At 42.9% G+C, this 17,995-nt stretch carries 18 protein-coding genes, 1 tRNA gene and 1 pseudogene; 10 read left to right on the top strand and 10 right to left on the bottom strand.

The window, feature by feature from the left end:
* Positions 1-435: 435 nt before the first annotated feature.
* The 3 genes from V7K49_RS17680 to V7K49_RS17690 all read right to left on the bottom strand — a co-directional run bounded on the left by V7K49_RS17680 (position 436) and on the right by V7K49_RS17690 (position 3,340).
* Positions 436-1,161 (bottom strand): Stp1/IreP family PP2C-type Ser/Thr phosphatase, encoded by a 726-nt coding sequence (locus tag V7K49_RS17680; RefSeq protein ID WP_335068277.1) that lies wholly within the window; start codon positions 1,159-1,161, stop codon positions 436-438.
* A 15-nt stretch (positions 1,162-1,176) separates the two neighbouring features.
* Entirely contained in the window at positions 1,177-2,862 is a 1,686-nt protein-coding gene (locus tag V7K49_RS17685) for an ABC1 kinase family protein (RefSeq protein WP_335206668.1), read from the bottom strand.
* 151 nt (positions 2,863-3,013) lie between these two features.
* A complete protein-coding gene (locus V7K49_RS17690) occupies positions 3,014-3,340 on the bottom strand; it encodes a DUF6825 family protein (RefSeq protein ID WP_334871466.1) in 327 nt (108 codons plus the stop codon).
* 92 nt (positions 3,341-3,432) lie between these two features.
* Here V7K49_RS17690 and V7K49_RS17695 point away from each other — a divergent pair, with 92 nt between their 5' ends.
* A complete protein-coding gene (locus tag V7K49_RS17695; protein ID WP_335206630.1) occupies positions 3,433-3,642 on the top strand; it encodes a hypothetical protein in 210 nt (69 codons plus the stop codon).
* Positions 3,626-3,874 (top strand): hypothetical protein, encoded by a 249-nt coding sequence (locus V7K49_RS17700; protein ID WP_335206631.1) that lies wholly within the window; start codon positions 3,626-3,628, stop codon positions 3,872-3,874. Before V7K49_RS17695 ends, V7K49_RS17700 begins: the two co-directional genes overlap by 17 nt.
* Before the next feature lie 288 nt (positions 3,875-4,162).
* On the opposite strand, the gene V7K49_RS17705 is transcribed toward V7K49_RS17700, so the two are convergent.
* The gene (locus tag V7K49_RS17705; RefSeq protein WP_335206632.1) at positions 4,163-6,859 is read right to left on the bottom strand and encodes a CBS domain-containing protein; all 2,697 of its coding nucleotides are present in this window, start codon (positions 6,857-6,859) and stop codon (positions 4,163-4,165) included.
* Between the two features lie 563 nt (positions 6,860-7,422).
* Here V7K49_RS17705 and psbZ point away from each other — a divergent pair.
* The 7 genes and pseudogenes from psbZ (at position 7,423) to V7K49_RS17740 (ending at position 13,269) form a co-directional block, all read left to right on the top strand.
* A complete protein-coding gene (gene psbZ, locus V7K49_RS17710; protein ID WP_298905268.1) occupies positions 7,423-7,611 on the top strand; it encodes a photosystem II reaction center protein PsbZ in 189 nt (62 codons plus the stop codon).
* 199 nt (positions 7,612-7,810) lie between these two features.
* Complete coding sequence (gene ribH, locus V7K49_RS17715) at positions 7,811-8,389, top strand: 6,7-dimethyl-8-ribityllumazine synthase (RefSeq protein WP_334871462.1); 579 nt, start codon at positions 7,811-7,813, stop codon at positions 8,387-8,389.
* Positions 8,390-8,793: 404 nt separating this feature from the next.
* Positions 8,794-8,865: transfer RNA gene (locus V7K49_RS17720), tRNA-Gly, on the top strand.
* Positions 8,866-9,846: 981 nt separating this feature from the next.
* Entirely contained in the window at positions 9,847-10,254 is a 408-nt protein-coding gene (locus V7K49_RS17725) for a hypothetical protein (RefSeq protein ID WP_094348002.1), read from the top strand.
* Positions 10,255-10,258: 4 nt separating this feature from the next.
* Positions 10,259-11,524 (top strand): glutamate-5-semialdehyde dehydrogenase, encoded by a 1,266-nt coding sequence (locus V7K49_RS17730; RefSeq protein WP_335206633.1) that lies wholly within the window; start codon positions 10,259-10,261, stop codon positions 11,522-11,524.
* A 59-nt stretch (positions 11,525-11,583) separates the two neighbouring features.
* A pseudogene (locus tag V7K49_RS17735) lies at positions 11,584-11,774 on the top strand (alkaline phosphatase); the annotation flags it as partial.
* Positions 11,775-12,417: 643 nt separating this feature from the next.
* On the top strand, positions 12,418-13,269 hold the full coding sequence (locus V7K49_RS17740; RefSeq protein WP_335206634.1) for a universal stress protein: 852 nt from the start codon (positions 12,418-12,420) through the stop codon (positions 13,267-13,269).
* Positions 13,270-13,376: 107 nt separating this feature from the next.
* Here the strand turns inward: V7K49_RS17740 and psbM are convergent, their stop codons facing one another.
* The 5 genes from psbM to V7K49_RS17765 form a co-directional block, all read right to left on the bottom strand.
* On the bottom strand, positions 13,377-13,493 hold the full coding sequence (gene psbM, locus V7K49_RS17745) for a photosystem II reaction center protein PsbM (protein WP_273762658.1): 117 nt from the start codon (positions 13,491-13,493) through the stop codon (positions 13,377-13,379).
* Between the two features lie 174 nt (positions 13,494-13,667).
* Positions 13,668-13,964, bottom strand: a complete 297-nt coding sequence (locus tag V7K49_RS17750; RefSeq protein WP_334723811.1) for a 2Fe-2S iron-sulfur cluster-binding protein — start codon at positions 13,962-13,964, stop codon at positions 13,668-13,670.
* A 185-nt stretch (positions 13,965-14,149) separates the two neighbouring features.
* On the bottom strand, positions 14,150-14,287 hold the full coding sequence (locus tag V7K49_RS17755) for a photosystem II reaction center protein K (RefSeq protein WP_006195022.1): 138 nt from the start codon (positions 14,285-14,287) through the stop codon (positions 14,150-14,152).
* Between the two features lie 78 nt (positions 14,288-14,365).
* Entirely contained in the window at positions 14,366-15,514 is a 1,149-nt protein-coding gene (gene tgt / locus V7K49_RS17760) for a tRNA guanosine(34) transglycosylase Tgt (RefSeq protein ID WP_335206635.1), read from the bottom strand.
* Between the two features lie 129 nt (positions 15,515-15,643).
* On the bottom strand, positions 15,644-16,096 hold the full coding sequence (locus tag V7K49_RS17765; protein ID WP_334869061.1) for a hypothetical protein: 453 nt from the start codon (positions 16,094-16,096) through the stop codon (positions 15,644-15,646).
* 379 nt (positions 16,097-16,475) lie between these two features.
* On the opposite strand from V7K49_RS17765, the gene cobS reads away from it, so the two are divergent.
* A complete protein-coding gene (gene cobS / locus V7K49_RS17770) occupies positions 16,476-17,255 on the top strand; it encodes an adenosylcobinamide-GDP ribazoletransferase (RefSeq protein WP_335206637.1) in 780 nt (259 codons plus the stop codon).
* Positions 17,256-17,464: 209 nt separating this feature from the next.
* Here the strand turns inward: cobS and V7K49_RS17775 are convergent, their stop codons facing one another.
* Complete coding sequence (locus tag V7K49_RS17775; RefSeq protein ID WP_335206639.1) at positions 17,465-17,920, bottom strand: PPC domain-containing protein; 456 nt, start codon at positions 17,918-17,920, stop codon at positions 17,465-17,467.
* Positions 17,921-17,995 lie beyond the last annotated feature (75 nt).

The following is a 17,995-nucleotide window of genomic DNA, read 5'->3' on the forward strand; positions in this document are numbered from 1 at the left end:
CAGGAGTCAGGAGTAAAAACTCATAACTTTGCTAATTCGGAATTTTAGATTTTAGATTTTTCCTTCAATCCCTGACGCTAGGGTAGCGCAGCGTAAAGCCTGCGGCATGGCAACTCTTAGAGAGGCTGCGCCAACCACTCGTTAGCGAGTCCGTGAGCATCTGACTCGCTAACGAGCGAACGCGAAAAGCGTCTCCCCTTATCACATTGCCAGAGGCTAACGCCTGCCGTAGGATGCCCAAACGCAAGAGCGTCTCCTGTCTTGAGAAGGGCTGTAAGCAGAATACTCGCTAACGGCAGTCGCTTCTCCTAGGGAGACGCTGCGCGTAGCTTGCTTCCCCGTAAGGGTACAAGTCGGGAAACCCGCTGTTAGCACCTGACTCATCACCCTGCTTCACCAAAATTCAAAATCTAAAATTGAATGACTCATAACTTTTTAGTCAAGTGAGACGATGACAACTGTGATGTTATCGTGCCCTCCATGCTCCTTAGCAGCCTCAACTAGAGAAATGGCGACCTTATCAAGCCAAGGACTGTCTTGGAGGCAGCTAGCAATCTTCTGTTCGACAAGTTCTTCGGTGAGACCATCACTACATAACAGCAAGCGATCGCCAACTTTTACATCTAGTGGTTGCACATCAATCTGATGCAAGTCTTCACGCCCTAAACAGCGCGATAATACATGACGAAAAGGATGTAATCGTGCTTCATCTAAGGTGATGTCACCTATTTTGATTGCCCGTGCTACCCAAGTGTGGTCTTCTGTTATCTGTTCTAATTGCGACTCTCGGAAGCGATACAGCCGCGAATCGCCAACATGAGCGCACCAAGGCGACTCTGGGGAGCGAAAAATTACCGCTACAACCGTTGTACCCATGTCGCCGCGTTCAGGATGATTTTGCTGATCCTGCAAAATCGCTTCATTGGCACGCCACAAAGCTTGCTCTAGCAATTCTTGAGAAGATTTAGAAGATTGCCAATTTGCCAGCAAATACGCTTGAATTTCTCCAGTGGCGATCCGACTTGCTTCCTCACCTCCGGCATGACCACCCATACCATCGGCAACAACGAAAAACCGTCCCTCTGGGTCGATATGGTAATTATCCTGATTATTAGAACGAATAAGTCCCGGATCGGTAAAACCCGTGAAATTAAGTTTCATAAATTTTTGCAACAATTAATACATCCGATCGTAACGGTCTAGGCGTAAAAGTAGTCGGATCAGGATCACTGAAAGCCCTGCTGCAATTAAACCAGGCACTAGTGCCCACCATAGATAATTGTTAACCACCAAGATCGTAGCTGAAAGTGTGAAACCACTGATTAACAGAGCATAGCTTATTGAGAGCTGAATACTGCTCTGCCGCCGCAACAGCCGTTCAGTTTCTATAGACCGAACGCGCAGGCGCATGTCTCCCCGTTCTAGCTTCTCTAAGGTCTCCTCTAACCTACGGGGTAGACCGAACGCAGTACTACTTACCTGAGCTGCTTGACGACTTAATTCGTTAAGAAAGCTATTCCCCTCAGAACCATTCATATCGGTCATAAGCTGCATTGCATATGGTTTGGCAACTTCCATAAAGTTAAACTCTGGATCTAAACCTTTGCCTACCCCTTCTAAGGTAGAAAAGGCTCGCATCACAAAAGTGAAGGTTGCTGGAAATCTAAATGGCTGATTATAAGCTATTTCGTAAAGGTCGTCACTGATTGCCGCGACCGATTGATTTTCAAAGGGCTTATCCATGAAATGATCCAGCATATACTGGACGGAACGCCGCACTGGGCCCATGTCATCCGTTGGGGCGATCGCGCCTAAATCGATTAGAGACTGAACAACGCGATCGCCATCTTTTTGGGCAATACCAAAAAGTGTTTGCATCAGTCCTTCGCGCACGTTGGATTTAATCCGCCCCATCATGCCGAAATCGTAGAATATCAAAGCACCACTTGCACTAATGGCAATATTGCCTGGGTGAGGGTCGGCGTGGAAAAAGCCACTATTGAGTAACTGTAGTAAGTAGGCTTGAGCACCTTGACGAGCGATCGCCTTTCGATCCAAACCCGCTGCTTCTAAAGCTTCATACTGGCTAATTTTAATTCCAGGGAGATATTCTAAAGTTAGCACTCTGGAAGTAGCATAACGCCAATATATTCTTGGGACATTCACCCAATCGTAGCCGCGAAAATTCCGGCGAAAAGTATCGGCGTTACGACCTTCGTTAAGATAATCAATTTCTTCCCAAAGAATGCGACAACATTCTTCATAAATACCCAACCAATCTCGCCCCCGTCCCCATTTGGGATGGTTTTGAAAGTAGCGGGTAATTCCCTTGAGAATTTGTAAATCTATTTCAAATAACTTCTTCAATCCAGGACGTTGCACTTTAACTACAACCGATTCCCCAGTATGCAGCACAGCTTTGTGTACTTGCCCCAAGCTAGCAGCAGCTAAGGGAATAGGTTCAAAATTATGGAAGAGTTCAGGAATTTTCTTGCCTAGTTCTTTCTCAATGGTCGCTTCTACTTGCTCATAGCTAAATGCCGGTACTTTGTCTTGTAATTTGGCTAGTTCTTCTACATATTCACCAGGGAATATATCAGCACGGGTAGAAAACAGTTGCCCAACTTTGATAAAGGTTGGCCCTAAATCCAGCAGGGTATTGCGAATCCAGACTGCTTGGGTTTTGCGTCTTGCAGCTTGCTTTGTGTCAGTCACACCACCTGGATAACTCCAAGATTTGTTGTATAGCCAAAGTTTGAACAATAAGGTCAAGACAAAAGACCAAATGTCCACAAAACGCCGTCTGCTAGAGTATTTTTCCCGATTCCAACGGTATGCCTTATCTGAATAACCTTGTTCCATATGCTGTGTGTACCGTTGGTTTGCAACCGAATCACTTAGAAGAAAAGACACTCTGATTCCTAAACTGTTTTTGATAAAGTGCCATTTGTGTTTTGTCCTTTGTCATTTGTGCATAATTTTTGGACTAATGACTAATGACCAATGCCCAAATTTATGCAGAAGTTCGGCGATAATGTTGCAATTCTGTTCGTAACAGGGCAATTTCTGCTCGTAATTCATCAATATCTGCTTGCAAGTCACCTGAATCAGAACTGGGTTGCCCACTACCTGTGGTAGGTTGACCAGCATTAGCAACTTCTGCTGACCGATTTGCCCGCTCTAGGACTTCTTCTGTAAACTGGCGCAACTGCTCTCTAGCTTCGGCATCAAATTTGCCCAGATCACTCAAAGCATCGGTCAAGGCGACCTCTAAACGCTCATTAACTACTTCAGCTACCGCTCTGCCTACGAAAAAGGCTTGTACAAGGGGGTTACTCATAAATTTTTGTTACGTTGATCCGCAAGAGAATTATAACTTGCCTGTATGCTTTACGGCTTCTGCTAGGGAGTTAGAGATTTACGTGACGCGATATGCGACTTCAGCCTTTGCGAATTCTATTCGCAAAGTTTAGGGGCACACAAACGATAGCTTACCTGGAAATACAGGAAGTTAAGCAAATTACTGTCAAAGCCTTAGAAATTCTTGGGTACCTGCAATTTCTCAATCCTCCGGTAATTCATCAGGATATTAAGCCGGAAAACATCTTGGTAGATGAAGAACTCAATGTCTATATTAATTGACTTTGGTTTTGCTCGTATTGGTAGCCAAGAAGTGGCGGGGAGTAGCGTATTTAAAGGTACTCCGGGTTTTATTCCGCCAGAGCAAATGTTTGAGCCGACGAAAGCCACTGACTTATATGCTGTGGGTGTGGCTGTGGGGCGTATTGTGGAGGTTGTGGATTGGGCTGTGAGTTGGGCTGTGAGTGTGTGGTTGTGTTTGGGGCTATGGGTGGGGCTATGGATTGGGTTATAGATTTGGCTAAAGACTCATTTACAATTGTACTAATACTACTAATATTAGGGTTTGGGGCTAGTGTAGGAACTGGGATAATAGCAGGCTTTCTCAATCCATTAGTTTTGTTAGCACTAACGGTAAGCAGTTTACCCGCACTTTCCATGCTGCTTTATTCTTCCCTAAAAAAGTGCGATTTATCTTTCAATAAGAATGTTAATCGCATCCTCTAGTTGTAAATATTCCTCTGGAGTGGAGTATTTTTTTGGTGTTTGTGTTTGCATAAAAACCAGATATGGTAAATATAAATTACTGAGGATAATGGTTGGCTAAAAACTCTTCAGCCTCAGTCTTATCTTTAATCACTCCATCCAAAGTAGCAGCAACTACATCATCTAATATTTGCCGATACTGGGGCCCTGGTTTGTAACCAAGTTTCTTTAAATCATTGCCATTCAATAGTGGCTGCATATTTGCCCAAACAGTGAAATATTCCCAAATCTGATGTCTAATCTCTCGTGGACTTTGCACGGCGATTAAAATCAGCATTGGTAAATCGTACTGTCGCAGCAACTGCACTACTTGACTGGGGGGTTGAAAAGTGGGTAATAATGTCATCACCTCAGTTTGAAATTGAGCTAAGTTCTTCAGCCTAGCAATGCTATCCTCTGGCAATTGCAGATTTTTTGCTACTTTCGCCCGATATTGTGATGTTAGGTGGGCGATTAACGTTTCTAAGCGCATTTCCCAATGGATAAGGGTTGGTTGCGGGTCAAATCGCCGCAAGCAGCGTTCTAGCAAGCGTAATTGTCGCAGAAGTTCTGCGTCTAGCTTCAGGGTAGGATGGATACATTGCAATGCCCCTAAGTTATCGAGTAACTGCAAAGCCGATTTCCAGTAGGGGGCTTCGAGAATGTATTTTAATTCTGTTTTCAGTCTAGTTTGCAGGGCTGGAGTTCTGCTATTCTCTTGAGCAGTGCGATCGTAAACGCCACTGTTGATGGCATAGCGGATAAACTCTTCAGTTTGCGGTTCTATCTGAAATCCAAAGCGCACGGCAAAGCGTACACCACGATAAATGCGGGTGGGGTCTTCGATAAAGCTGTTGGCATGTAAAACCCGAATTTGCTTGGCTTCTAAATCCAGTAAACCGCCAAAGAAGTCAAGTAATTCACCTGAACGAGGGGTAGTAAGCCGCAAGGCGATCGCATTGATGGTAAAATCTCGACGATACAAGTCTTGACGAATAGAACTCGCCTCAACTTCTGGATTCGCCGCTGGGTAAGGATAAAATTCTGTCCTAGCCGTAGCAATATCTACCCATAGAGAATCTAATTCCGGGTCTTTGTGCCACAACAAAGCAGCAGTTTGAAAAGCCCCGTGGATTTCTAAGCGAGCCGCAGGGTAAAGTTGTTGGAGTGCTTTTGCTAGTTCCACACCAGCACCAACATCTGCTGATTTATGAAAGCCATCAACTACGAGGTCAATATCTTTAATCATCAAGCTACCTGCTGCGTCAGCTAACAGCAAATCCCGCACTGCACCCCCGACAAGATAAAGATGCCAACCCCGTTTTTCTGCTTCTTGCGATGCTGTGGTGAGTAATTGCCATAACTGAGGAGCAAGTTTATTTTGCAATTGAGGGAGATTAATATTACTTTTCCCCCTCTTTGCCTTTCCCCTTCCTCGGTCTTCATCCCTTTGCTGATGTAATTCCCGCAAAACATCAGTACGAGTGACGATACCAACTAACTGCCCATTTTCCAATACTGGTAAGCGTCCGATATCGTAGGTTACCATCACTGACTCAATTTGTGGCAATGTCGTATCTGGTGTAATCGTTTTCAGATTCGTAGTCATGTAACCCTTGACTGGTGCATGACTAAATCCGTGATGCAAGGCGATATCGATATCCCGCCGCGAAATAATACCTACCAGTTGCCCTTGAGCATCGACTACAGATAAACCAGACTGTCCATAGCGTAATAAAATGCGCTGTGCTTCGGCAATTGTAGTTTCAGGCAGAATAGTGCGGACAGGAGAGGACATCAAATCCCTAGCGGTGGGGGGATGGGGAATTTGCGCTTTTACCCCGTCCAAGAGTTGTTTTAATATTGCCTGCGAATCAACCCCCCTTAGGTTTAGCGATGCAGCTTGTGAATGACCGCCGCCACCTAGAGGTTGGAATAATTGGTTAAGATTCGTTTTGGGAATTTGCGATCGCCCAATTACTGTTAAGCGGGAATCACTTTCACTCAAAGGATATTCATTGGCTAATAGTATGCCATCAATTTCGGTTAATTCCACGAGTTCTGAAGCCAAACTCGATAGCCCCGGCACAAAACCATCTGTTTTCAGAGTTACCCAAGCAACCGTATATCCATGTAGACAAAGATATTCTAAATTTTCCAGTGATTCAGTTAATAGCTGCTGCAATTGCAAAGACAAGCCAGGGTCACGGTAAGTAGAAATTACTGATAAACTGGCATCTTGTTGCATCAACCAAGCCAAAGCCAAGGCATCTCGTGGTGTGGATTGGTCAAAGGTCAAGGAGCCAGTGTCAACATGGATACCCAAAGCCATCACAGTTGCTTCGGGAGGAGTTAGAGAAATTTGCTGTTGTTGCAATAGCTCCACAATTAAAGTTGTAGTGGCTCCTACTGAGGAAATATGCGATCGCCTGGCGGGAATATCTGATTCTTGTCCTAAGTGATGGTCATAAACTATAATCTCTGTTACATGCGGTAAATCTAACCACTCAGCAGCTTTACCCAAGCAATCGCGCTGTTGCGTATCCACCACAGTCAGAGAACGAATTTTTTCTGGATTCACCGAACGGCGTTCAATCAGCGGATATTCATCCCGATGCAATGCTAAAAAATCCCGTACAGTAGGGTCAGAACCGCCAGTCAAGACAATCTTACTTCCCGGTATTAGCCGCGTTAACCCTACTGCTGCTCCTAGTGCGTCAAAATCTGCTGTTGTGTGGCAAAGAATTAAATCCATAGTTAAGAGTCATTAGTCATTGGTCATAGGTACTTATACAAAGAACAAACGACTAAAATGTTGCAATTTTTGGTAACTTAACAACAAGAAAAAAGTGTCAGTGTCGCCCTTTAGCTAAAATGAGCAGAAGCCTCACTCTTTACCCCTCAGAGTCAGCACCCTAATTGTCAAATATTCTGAAATAGATGATCAGGGCGTTGTATGATTTAATTGGTTACTCGCCGCCACGGTCGTTGATACACCTCGCTTATTGCCCTCTGGGAAACCTATGTCAAAGGTTGGACAACGGGAAACGAGTAGACTTCCTTTCAAACAATGCAAATTTACCATTGGTTGACACATCAGTGCAAAAGTCATAAGCAATTCATCCTGTGTCGTAAAATTTGTGGGTTACGAAAGGAAGAAAAAATCAAACTGTTGGCCGTGGGGCATCAGGAGGACATAAAACCAGAGCTTCTGGAAATGTCCTATGCAATAGCAGGAGTCATACTCGTTGCCTACACTGTACAGCTTACTGTTAGTGTAGGACATATCACTATTTCGCTGTATTGGGAGAAGCAAAAATGACCATAATATTCCAGTTTGCCTTGATAGGTCTAGTCGTGTTGTCTTTTGTCCTGGTTGTGGGCGTCCCCGTTGCTTACGCCACTCCCCAAAATTGGGTTGAATCTAAAAAACTGCTTTGGCTTGGTTCTGGCGTCTGGATTGGTTTGGTATTTTTAGTTGGTTTGTTAAACTTTTTTGTCGTGTAGGCGACGGCTTCACTCTGGCGCAGGCACATAATATAAGAACTAGAGGGGCAGAAAAGCCAAGGTCAAAGATTAAAGGAAAAAAGGAGAGATTTTTCGATTTTTCCTGTTTCCTTTCTCCTGACCGTGCTTTCCTGCTCCTCTACATTTAAATAAGAAATGTATATTGACCCGAAGAAGTATAGTTGATTAAGAGGCAGTCATGGCAGTTTTCGAGGGAACTTTTACTCAAACGGAGCCTTTGCGGTTTGCAGTGGTGATTGGTCGATTCAATGACCTTGTTACCGGAAAGCTGCTAGAGGGATGTCAAGATTGCTTGAAACGCCACGGTGTAGACCCTAACCCCCACGGTAGTCAGGTGGACTATGTTTGGGTGCCAGGAAGTTTTGAGGTACCTTTAGTAGCTCGCCAACTAGCACTTTCCCATCGTTATGATGCTGTAATTTGTTTAGGTGCAGTCATTCGAGGGCAAACACCCCATTTTGATTACGTATCCTCAGAAGTTTCTAAAGGTATTGCTGCCGCTAGCTTTCAAACTGGGGTGCCAGTAATTTTTGGCATTTTGACAGTAGACACTATGCAGCAAGCTTTAGAACGGGCAGGGATAAAAGGTAATCATGGCTGGGATTATGCCCTGAATGCCCTAGAAATGGCAAGCCTGATGCGGCAATTGCGTTCTAATCTGGCAGAGCCATATTCTCGTAATAGCCAGTCTTTGCCGGCCTCTTTTCAAAGTGCCAGTGTCGGCAATTTAACTGTGGAGTCAGAAGAACTGAGCTAATTGACACTCTCAGGTATAAACACAGGCTCGATTCTCCAAGCCAAGCAGGAAAGGGATAGTCAAATATCCCTCTAGACGCTCAAAACAACTATTAGGACGAGAAATAATGTAATTACTTGCTCTTTTTGTGTTACGCCTCAATGTGCGTACTAAGTAGCCGAGATTTCTCCGGACTAGGATGCTTCCAAACGTAGATAGTTATTCTTAAACTGACTGCGACTAGAAGAGCAGGTGGCGTTCGCACGAGTCATTTCCCTCTCAGCACTATTAAGTGAGTGAGTTTCTCAATTACTGCCTAATCGGATGAGTGCTGAGTTATGAGTTAAAAAACTCGGCGCTCAAAACTAAATTAAGGGGTTGACAATTAGGGATAAATCTGAGAGACTAATATTTGGTTATTGATTGCGGGTATAGCTCAGTGGTAGAGCGTCACCTTGCCAAGGTGAATGTCGCGCGTTCGAATCGCGTTACCCGCTTCCAAGTAAAACCTCTTGGAGCTAAAAATTTCAAGAGGTTTTGTATTTTTAGGGTGCGTTGAAGTGTTCGTCGATTCGCGCTGCATCTGTGTGAAATGATCCGAATGTGGACAGATAGAACAAAGAAATCATCTACTATCCGAATTTGAATATCGTCCACTAAAATCATTCCTAAGAAATATAAAACCCAGCTTTAGACTAATCTAGATATGGATTAGCTTGGATACAATCTTTATAGGTGTAATCAATTCAGTTTCTGTAAGTAAGTCAGTGAGAATAACTCAAACTATATTAACTACTGTAAAAAATAGTGAAATTAGTTTGTAGTCAGGGCTTTAGCCCTCAAAGTAGGGCTAAAGCCCTGACTACAAATCTTTGATTATTTACGCCGACTTACTTAGGGTGTATTACACTGGACTAAAGGTGGCTGGTTAAATAATAGTGTTGTCAAGTGCAAAGGGTCTTTTAGCAGTGAAGTTAGCCACAATGTATTTGGGCAAAGAGTTACACAGACGCTCTGGATGTTTTGGCAATTCCCGCTCTTGAAATGCTTGTGAACTAATCCCGATGTAACCTTGATAACTGGATAGTAATATATAGTGACCCAAAGGAAAATCTAGGGTTTATTAGTGTCTTTTGTTTATGAACGTAGCCTTCCCAAACGATTTATTTTAGGAGTGCTCACCACGTAGGCTTAAAATTGTACCAGGTGTGTCAGCACAATAAATCCAAAAATGCAACCATATTACCTTGAAAGCGATAAATGAAGAGAAGGAAATTTTTAAATAAGATTGCCAGTTCGGGAAAAGACTACAAACAGAAAACCCCGTATTCATATGGCAATTAGAATATTTAGAGTCTGCTGCATCTACTGTTTGCATCGCCTGTCCATCTTCATAAAGAGAAAAGCCTCTAAGGCATTTATTAAGGGATCATATTCTCGCAGTTTGTATAAAACACGCTCAAGTTATTAGAACGCTTGTGCAATCTCAAAAACCCGAAAAAATAGACTTCAATACCGAATACCCCTGTCCCTGTCGTCGCCGGGGTCAGTTAATTCCGATTACGCTGACAGAAGCATTTGGTTGCGATCGCTGTCAGCAAATCTTTGTAGTAGAAGATAATGGTCATGTGCTAGAACAGCTTTCTACCACCTATCCCTACAAGCGGGCTTGGCGTTGGATGGGAAATAGTTGGCATGTTGTTCATCCCCGCTTGGGAGAAAGCTATTTGCCTATAGCACTTGGCATTATTTTCGTGCTAGTGATTATATGGCTACCATTAGCACTGCGATTGGCAAATGGTTCCAGCATTATTGCTTGGGCAATGGTGGCGGTGCTATTGGCTATTCTGCCAGCATTAATGGTCTGGCTTACCTACAGACGTTAACTCAATGACTGTTGAAGTTTTGGATGATCACCCCGAACCGATTACTAGTGCCCAACGAGCCTATCAAGCCTCCCTAAAGTTGGGGATCACAAAGGGAGCAGACCGGAGTCGTGCAGTACTGGCGATGGCACAAGCCCTTGAGCGCTCATTTGACGACATTCTAGAAGCCAACACCTTGGATTTAGAAGCCAGTCGGGAAATGGCAGTGTCAGAGTTGATATTGGACTGGCTGAAGCTGACTCCCACAAGGCTAGAGATGACAGTAGACATTTTACAACGGTTGGGGGAATTATCAGATCCGCTGCGGCGCGTCAGAACTGCTGATTATCAACTGGAAGATTCCCAGAGTTACACCCAGTTAATGCCCTTGGGAGTGATTGGATTTATTTATGAGGCGTTCCCGGATTTAGGGGCGATCGCAGCGGGTTTTTGTATCAAAACTGGCAATTGTCTAATTCTCAAAGGCAGTACTGAAGCTAGCCATTCTAACGCGGTGATCGCTGAGGTACTGCAAAATGCGATCGCCGAAGTTGGTCTACCTCCAGGGTGTCTAGAACTGATCACAGCAGAACATGGTGCTTCAATTCGGGATTTAGTTACCCAAGATCAGTACCTGAATTTAGCGATTCCCTACGGACGTTCCGGCTTGATACAGCAGGTAGTAAGACAGTCAACTTGCCCAGTCTTAAAATCAGCGATGGGTAATTGTTACCTCTACTGGTCACTCAATAGCAACTTAGAAATGGTGCGCTGGATGATTCTTGATAGCCATCAAAGCGAACCAGACCAAGTTAATGCCATTGAAAAGGTACTAATTCATCGCCAAGCTTTGCGGTCTTCAATAGCCGTTCTGTGGAACAGTTTGAAGGAAAAAGGCTTTGAAATTAAAGGAGATGCAGAACTAGTAGAAGCCTTTCCCCAATTGCAGCTGGTGAAAGAAGGCGAATGGGGAAATCCTTATTTAACTAGGACAGTAGCTTTTAAACTGGTGGATAGCTTAGAGCCTGCGATCGCCTGGATTAATGAATACAGCAGTGGTCATGCCGACTGCATCGTTACTGAATCCTACCAGGAAAGTCGGCAGTTTGCTTTAGGAGTTAACAGTGCCTCTACCTACATCAACACTTCGCCGCGTTTTTCCCGCAACCCCTCGCGAGGAGATTCAGTATTTCTCGGCATGTCTAACCAAAAAGGTCATCGTCGGGGATTTATCAGCCTGGAAACCTTGACCACTGTCAAGCACATTGTTCAGGGGAATGGCAGGTTTTAAATAATTCGTAATTTATCCAGTAAGTATAATTCCGAATTCAGAAGTAAAACAGAGATTAAGCTGCTCTACGTAATAATCCTCGTACTAAGTTTTTTGACGGTGCTGGGGAGACGTCCGCTGCAAACTTACCCCAGAACGCTGGCAAAGTGACTACCGCGTTGTATCAAGCATTGTTGACTTGAATGCCTCTGTCAAAACCCTAGCTTCGTTTGTAGTCCAAAACGGACAACCAGGAGCACATCTAAGTTAAACAAATCTCACAAGTAATCAACCAAACCCCCCAAATATAATCTGGGGGGTTTCAATATAGGATGAAATATGACTTCAACTATTAGAACATCAGAATTCGGACGCTATTATCTCACATTCTTCTGGTGTTCGGATATAGCAATCCTATCTGATTTACCAAAACTGCAATAAAGTTCAAAAAAGGCGGAGAATAGGGAAAATTCAGGAATAGTGTAGACTATTCAAGCCGGAAGCGTAGGCATAGCCCGTCGTAGACATCGCCTGCTAAAGGCTACAGTAAATAAATTTTCCTGAAGAGTTATTTTGGCATTTCTTTGCAATACTTAACTAACTTTTAATTAAAAAAAGTGAACATAGATTAAAAATGATAACTAGCATCATAATTTATTAAGTTCTTCAGGCTAAGTTGAGAGTATGCTTAATAATTGAAGTCTAGTTGAGAATTTTAAGTAACTACGTGCAAAGAAACTTAAACATTTGTTGAGTTTTTTCTACTTTGACATTTGTTTGAGGATTAAATATTAAAAAACAAAGTTTATTTGTGCCAATTTACTAACTAGGTTGTCAAGCAAGGTAGGAAAAATCTGACCATAGCCAAGTACTAACAGCGAAAACAAAAGTAAACTTCACAAAAATTACGTAAGATGATCAGAAGAATTTTGCTGGCTGTATCGGGATTGGGACACGCAGAAGAAATGCTCAAAACCCTGAAAGAAATCCCTTCAATTCAATCTGCAAAAGTTACAATTTTGCATGTTGTTCCTGCACAAAGTACTGCTACTACCATGACAGCTAAATGGGAAAATGGTGGTAAAATTCTGGCGAATGCAATTCAAACTTTGAACTTAGATCCTAGTCAGGTTTCTTCAATTTTGCGTGAAGGCGAACCCAAAGATGTAGTTTGCCAAGTAGCTGATGAAATCGACGCTGACTTGATTATTATGGGTTCACGCGGACTTAAACGCCTGCAATCGATTTTATCGAACTCAGTCAGTCAGTATGTTTTCCAACTATCTTCTCGCCCCATGTTGCTGGTAAAAGATGACATTTATGTCAAAAGAATTAAGCGCATTATGGTGGCAATAAACAACTCTGATTCCGCAAAAAACTGCTTGAAATTAGCACTGTTTTTACTGCGAGATATTCAGGGCGGCCAGTTAATCTTGGCAAATATTGCTACAGATTTAGGCGGAAAAAGATCGGAAATAACCGAGGTTAACTCAGATAAAAATCCAGTTTTAGCAGCCGCAGTTGCAGAAGCTCAAAAACAGGGCATTCAATCTCGTTCTTATATCAGCAGTGGCAAACCTGGTGAAGAAATTTGTCGGTTGGCAGAGGAGTTGAATGTAGACTTATTATTACTCGGTTCCCCAGATCGTCGTCCATCCATTGCTAAGAGTTTTGTTGATATAGACCGACTCATCGGTTCTTCCTTGTCTGACTATGTTCGAGTCAATGCCAGTTGTCCAGTACTGTTGGCGCGAACAATTGCTTAAGCTCAAGGGTGCTGAGTACTTTTTATTTAACTCAGCACTCAGTTAGCATGATAAATAAAAACCCCTACATTACTAGTGCAGGGGTTATTTATTTTATACACAAACTCTTAACTATCTTTTCCACCTTGTCGGCTAGCAGTTTGGATGTACAGAATTAATAAAAACACAGCGGGAACCAGTACGAACAAAATGCTCGCTATGAACCCCAGGTCATTAACTTGCATGGCAAGAAAGCCTCTCTTAATTTTCCAGTCAACAAGATTAGGATAGCATCATAGATGACAGAGTTATACCAATTCAAAATTCAAAATTCAAAATTCAAAATCAGGAAACTCAATTTTGGTAAGTATTTTGACTAGTGACCGGATAAAAATTGAAGCAATGGCAGATTTGAGAATTTAAGGTTTGGTGACTACACTGACTGAGCCATTCACTAAAGTTTGACAGGCAAGACGGTAATTTTCTGGCTTTTTTTTGAATTTTCGGTTCTCTACATCTGTGCGGGGGGAAAGATTTTCTAGTCCTTCGACTATCTCGACAACGCAAGTGCCACACTGTCCATTACCACCGCAATTCGTCATCTTGCCAATCAATTTATATATATCAATACCATTTTGCATCGCTTTTAGCCGGAGATTAGCTCCATCCGCCACCACTACTTCCTTATTTTCTTTAACGAATTTGATATTACCCATAACTGAATTCCTCCTTGACTCTAAGCTTGGCTTTCAAGGCTTCATATTGACATGGCTTGATTCAAATCTTATTTATTATATTAATTCATTACAAAATATTAATAAATATTAACTTTAGAAAACATGATGCCACAAAAAAATAGGACAGGTGTACCATCTGTCCTATAAATTGAAAATAGATTAACTTACCTAAATCCCACGGCTGCTTGCCAAACGAAAGCAAGCAACAAAAAGAATACGGGAATAACTGGGAGAACGTCCACCAAGGGATCGAAGATTTGGTAAGCTTCAGGCAGTTTTGCTAATAAAAGTGCTGCTTCCATGTTTGTTTAAATCCACCTATCCAACACAGCTTTCATAATTGAGAAGTATCTTAACATGGTTTGGGTCTTGGTCATTGGTCAATAGTTATTTGTCATTTCTTCCTCATCTGGTACTGATTCAGATGAGTTGAGCCAGTGACCAAATTCTGTGGTGAAGCGATCGCTCAATATTGCTTCTCTGATATGTTGGGTAAAGCGAATTAGTTCGGTAATGTTGTGAATGCTCAATAAGGTGTAAGCTAAAATCTCCTGCGATCGCACTAAATGAGACACGTAAGCACGGCTAAAATTTTGACAAGTGTAGCAGGGGCAAGTTTCATCTAATGGCGTAAAATCTTCACGAAACTTAGCATTTTTTAAATTCCAGCGTCCGCCCTGGACTATTGCTGTACCATGTCTAGCCCAACGGGTGGGAATTACGCAATCAAATAAATCTACACCAGATGCGATCGCGATCGCCATTTCCCGATAAGTACCCACACCCATCAAATAACGCGGCTTTTCCGGGGGTAGAAGCGGTGCTGTGACTTTTACAATCTCAGCCATCAATTTTGGTGGTTCTCCTACACTGACGCCACCAATGGCATATCCAGGCAAATCCAACTTAGCCAAAGCCTCAGCCGCACGGCAACGCAAATCCAAATATACGCCCCCTTGCACAATCCCAAACAAAGCCTGCTCACTGCTTTGATGAGCCGTTATGCAGCGTTCTAACCAGCGGTAAGTGCGCTCCGTTGCAGTTTCTACCTCTTGGCGAGTAGCTGGGTAGGGCGGACACTCATCAAAGGCCATAATCACATCTGCCCCCAAAGTATTTTGAATTTCAATGGAGCGCTCTGGTGTTAAGTTAATAATTTGTCCATCATGGGGCGAGCGAAAGGTGACCCCTTCTTCAGTAATTTTTCGCATCTCGCTTAAGCTGAATACCTGAAACCCACCCGAATCTGTGAGCATTGGGCCGTTCCAACCCATAAATTTGTGCAACCCACCACCTCCAGCCACGATCGCTTCCCCTGGTTGTAGGTGAAGATGATAAGTATTGGATAAAATCATTTGCGCCCCAGTATCTCGTAGCTGAGATGGGGTGAGAGTTTTGACATTCGCCAGCGTTCCCACTGGCATAAATCTGGGGGTTTCTACAATACCGTGAGGAGTGAAAAACACTCCTGCTCTAGCTTTTGTCTGACTACAGCAAGCAAGACATTCAAAGGAAAAATTCGCACTCATGCCATTTTAGATTTTTGAAAATGCGCCTATAGGACTTAGGCAAAACATCCGAATGTAGGGGCAATTCATAAATTGCCTCTACATAAATAAAGCGCAGCCTCAGATAAAATTGCTATAGTAGTCGCTATTTTAGAAAGAATCAGAACAGTCATCGTCAATTTCTGCATCCCATCTGGCTGAGAGGACTTGCTCCATCATCGCTTCTATGGCGCTGACATTGAAGTTTCGCTCTCGTCGCTCTTGTAAAGGGGTTGAGCGGGGAATCAACCGCAGACACACTCCTTCTTGGATCAAATCGAAGTGGGTTTCTTGTTGGGGTGACTGTTTGAGTTCCAAGTAATCAAAACTACAAACATTCAAATATAGCGCATGGTTAGCCACTAAGGTAGACCTTTGTGGATTAGCAAAAACTTCCATCACATCCCCTTCACCCTCGCTCAGTACCTTATCTTCTTGGGTGTAGATGTAGTGGACTCGACCTAAATCTGCCAGCAATCGCCGGATGTCGAGTTTATTTACAATGATGCCCGTGTTAATAATGCACGGAGCTGGTATCCTGGTGTCGGGTAGATGGTGACTCATAGGAAAATAACGATTGAGCTAAGGAGAGCGACAACATAGCTAAACTGTCATAATTGAATAGCTTGTTTACTCCCTACATTTAAAAAAATATCAATTTTGTGGGGCAATCGTCTAAATAATTTGGAGTAAGTTTTTAGTTAACGAATACAAAATACAAATTTTGATTGCTGATGGAATTTTAATTTCCGGAATCTTTATGTTTTTTGTATAAACAATACTCAATATTATTTAATTACTACTTAGACCAGGATAACAAAATTTTCAGTAATAATCTTCAATAGAAGTAAATCTTATTTAAAGCTTTAAAGTCTACTGATGTCGAATTGTACTAAAATTATCACTCTTATCTAGCAATTAACCAAATATTAATGTAACTAAGATGACAAAACAGCAACAGTGGTGGAAAAAGCTGCTGTTAAAGCTGGCAGCTAGTATAATATTTTACAGTGCTATTCCTCTACCGGATTTGAACGGATTGGACTTTCGGGGAGTGGCACGGCTTGCTTCGCTTGTAGGGTTGATAATTGGGGGAATTTTAGGGTTACTGGATACGGGGATGGATTATATTGGTATGCCCGTGCTAACTCGTAGTACTTTGGTAGTAAGTGTTTGGATTGCGATTACTGGAGGACTACACTTAGATGGGGCAATGGATACTGCTGATGGTTTGGCAGTAGGCGACCCAGATCGGCGACTGGAGGTAATGGCAGATAGTGCCACAGGTGCTTTTGGAGGAATGGCAGCGATCGCCTTGGTGATCCTGAAAATAACAGCCTTAACAGATATGCCAGAAAACCGTTGGTTACTGTTGATGGCTGCTTGTGGGTGGGGACGTTGGGGACAACAGGTGGCGATCGCGCGATATCCTTACCTGAAACCAACTGGCAAAGGTGCCTTTCACAAACAAGCCATTCGTTCTTACAAAGATTTGTTACCCGGATTATTTTTGTTGTTTTGTTTAAGTGGTTTACTTGTGCTGATAAATAAACAGCAGCTATTTCTCGCACTGACAATGATCATTGCTGGAAGTGCGATCGCCACTTTAACTGGTGCGTGGTTCAACCACAAATTAGGCGGACACACTGGAGATACCTACGGCGCAGTTGTCGAGTGGACTGAAGCCTTATTTCTCTGCGTGCTGACCACTGTAGGAAGTTAGGAGTGAGGAATGAAAAGTTAGGAGTTAAATAATCCAAACTCCAAACTCTGTCAATTTTAGATTTTGAATTTTGGAAAATGGAATTGAAGAAAAAATCTAAAATCTAAAATCGTTCGACTGAGCGACTTGCCTTGAGCGTTCGCGCAGCGTCTCGTAGAGAAGCCGAAAGGAGCCGAAGTCTAAAATCCAAAATTGAATGACTCCTAACTTTATTTAATCGGTTGCAGCTTTGTCACCTTGAGTTTAAAAACCCCAACCCCAGTTTCCCCAAAAGACCGGACACGAATAACATAATTCCCTGTCTCTACGATGCGGGAAAATAGTAGGGAATTGCTACTACCATCAGGGCCATCATCATTTTCTGCCAGAGTCGATCCATCAGGTGCCAGCAGTGTGATGATGCTGTCAAAGTTTTCAGATGACAGGTCAACTGCTAAATTATCGCCCTTCTGTAACTTGACTGTGTAATCACGAGCAAATCCACCTTGACCTGTGGGAATGTCTTTATCTGAGAGGCTATCAGTAATTTCAGTACTGTTAGGTAAAGGAATTGGACTATACAACTTATTTTGAGCAAAAGCTGCACTTGTACTTATGCCTATTGCCAGCAATGTGGCAGGAATGATGATCAGTTGTTTTAAATCCGCTGCAAAAACTTTATTCATACATTTCAAGCAATTTTTTCCACAAAAATAGGGTAATTCAGTCAATTTATGCACTTATATGTCAAAGCTTGCCCA

The sequence above is a fragment of the Nostoc sp. genome (genome assembly GCF_036919675.1).
Lineage (GTDB): Bacteria > Cyanobacteriota > Cyanobacteriia > Cyanobacteriales > Nostocaceae > Nostoc.

Coding starts and splice junctions, on each gene's coding strand:
- V7K49_RS17680 (WP_335068277.1), bottom strand. CDS start 1,161: ATGAAACTTAATTTCACGGGTTTTACCGATCCGGGACTTATTCGTTCT.
- V7K49_RS17685 (WP_335206668.1), bottom strand. CDS start 2,862: ATGGAACAAGGTTATTCAGATAAGGCATACCGTTGGAATCGGGAAAAA.
- V7K49_RS17690 (WP_334871466.1), bottom strand. CDS start 3,340: ATGAGTAACCCCCTTGTACAAGCCTTTTTCGTAGGCAGAGCGGTAGCT.
- V7K49_RS17695 (WP_335206630.1), top strand. CDS start 3,433: ATGCGACTTCAGCCTTTGCGAATTCTATTCGCAAAGTTTAGGGGCACA.
- V7K49_RS17700 (WP_335206631.1), top strand. CDS start 3,626: ATGTCTATATTAATTGACTTTGGTTTTGCTCGTATTGGTAGCCAAGAA.
- V7K49_RS17705 (WP_335206632.1), bottom strand. CDS start 6,859: ATGGATTTAATTCTTTGCCACACAACAGCAGATTTTGACGCACTAGGA.
- psbZ (WP_298905268.1), top strand. CDS start 7,423: ATGACCATAATATTCCAGTTTGCCTTGATAGGTCTAGTCGTGTTGTCT.
- ribH (WP_334871462.1), top strand. CDS start 7,811: ATGGCAGTTTTCGAGGGAACTTTTACTCAAACGGAGCCTTTGCGGTTT.
- V7K49_RS17730 (WP_335206633.1), top strand. CDS start 10,259: ATGACTGTTGAAGTTTTGGATGATCACCCCGAACCGATTACTAGTGCC.
- V7K49_RS17740 (WP_335206634.1), top strand. CDS start 12,418: ATGATCAGAAGAATTTTGCTGGCTGTATCGGGATTGGGACACGCAGAA.
- psbM (WP_273762658.1), bottom strand. CDS start 13,493: ATGCAAGTTAATGACCTGGGGTTCATAGCGAGCATTTTGTTCGTACTG.
- V7K49_RS17750 (WP_334723811.1), bottom strand. CDS start 13,964: ATGGGTAATATCAAATTCGTTAAAGAAAATAAGGAAGTAGTGGTGGCG.
- V7K49_RS17755 (WP_006195022.1), bottom strand. CDS start 14,287: ATGGAAGCAGCACTTTTATTAGCAAAACTGCCTGAAGCTTACCAAATC.
- tgt (WP_335206635.1), bottom strand. CDS start 15,514: ATGAGTGCGAATTTTTCCTTTGAATGTCTTGCTTGCTGTAGTCAGACA.
- V7K49_RS17765 (WP_334869061.1), bottom strand. CDS start 16,096: ATGAGTCACCATCTACCCGACACCAGGATACCAGCTCCGTGCATTATT.
- cobS (WP_335206637.1), top strand. CDS start 16,476: ATGACAAAACAGCAACAGTGGTGGAAAAAGCTGCTGTTAAAGCTGGCA.
- V7K49_RS17775 (WP_335206639.1), bottom strand. CDS start 17,920: ATGAATAAAGTTTTTGCAGCGGATTTAAAACAACTGATCATCATTCCT.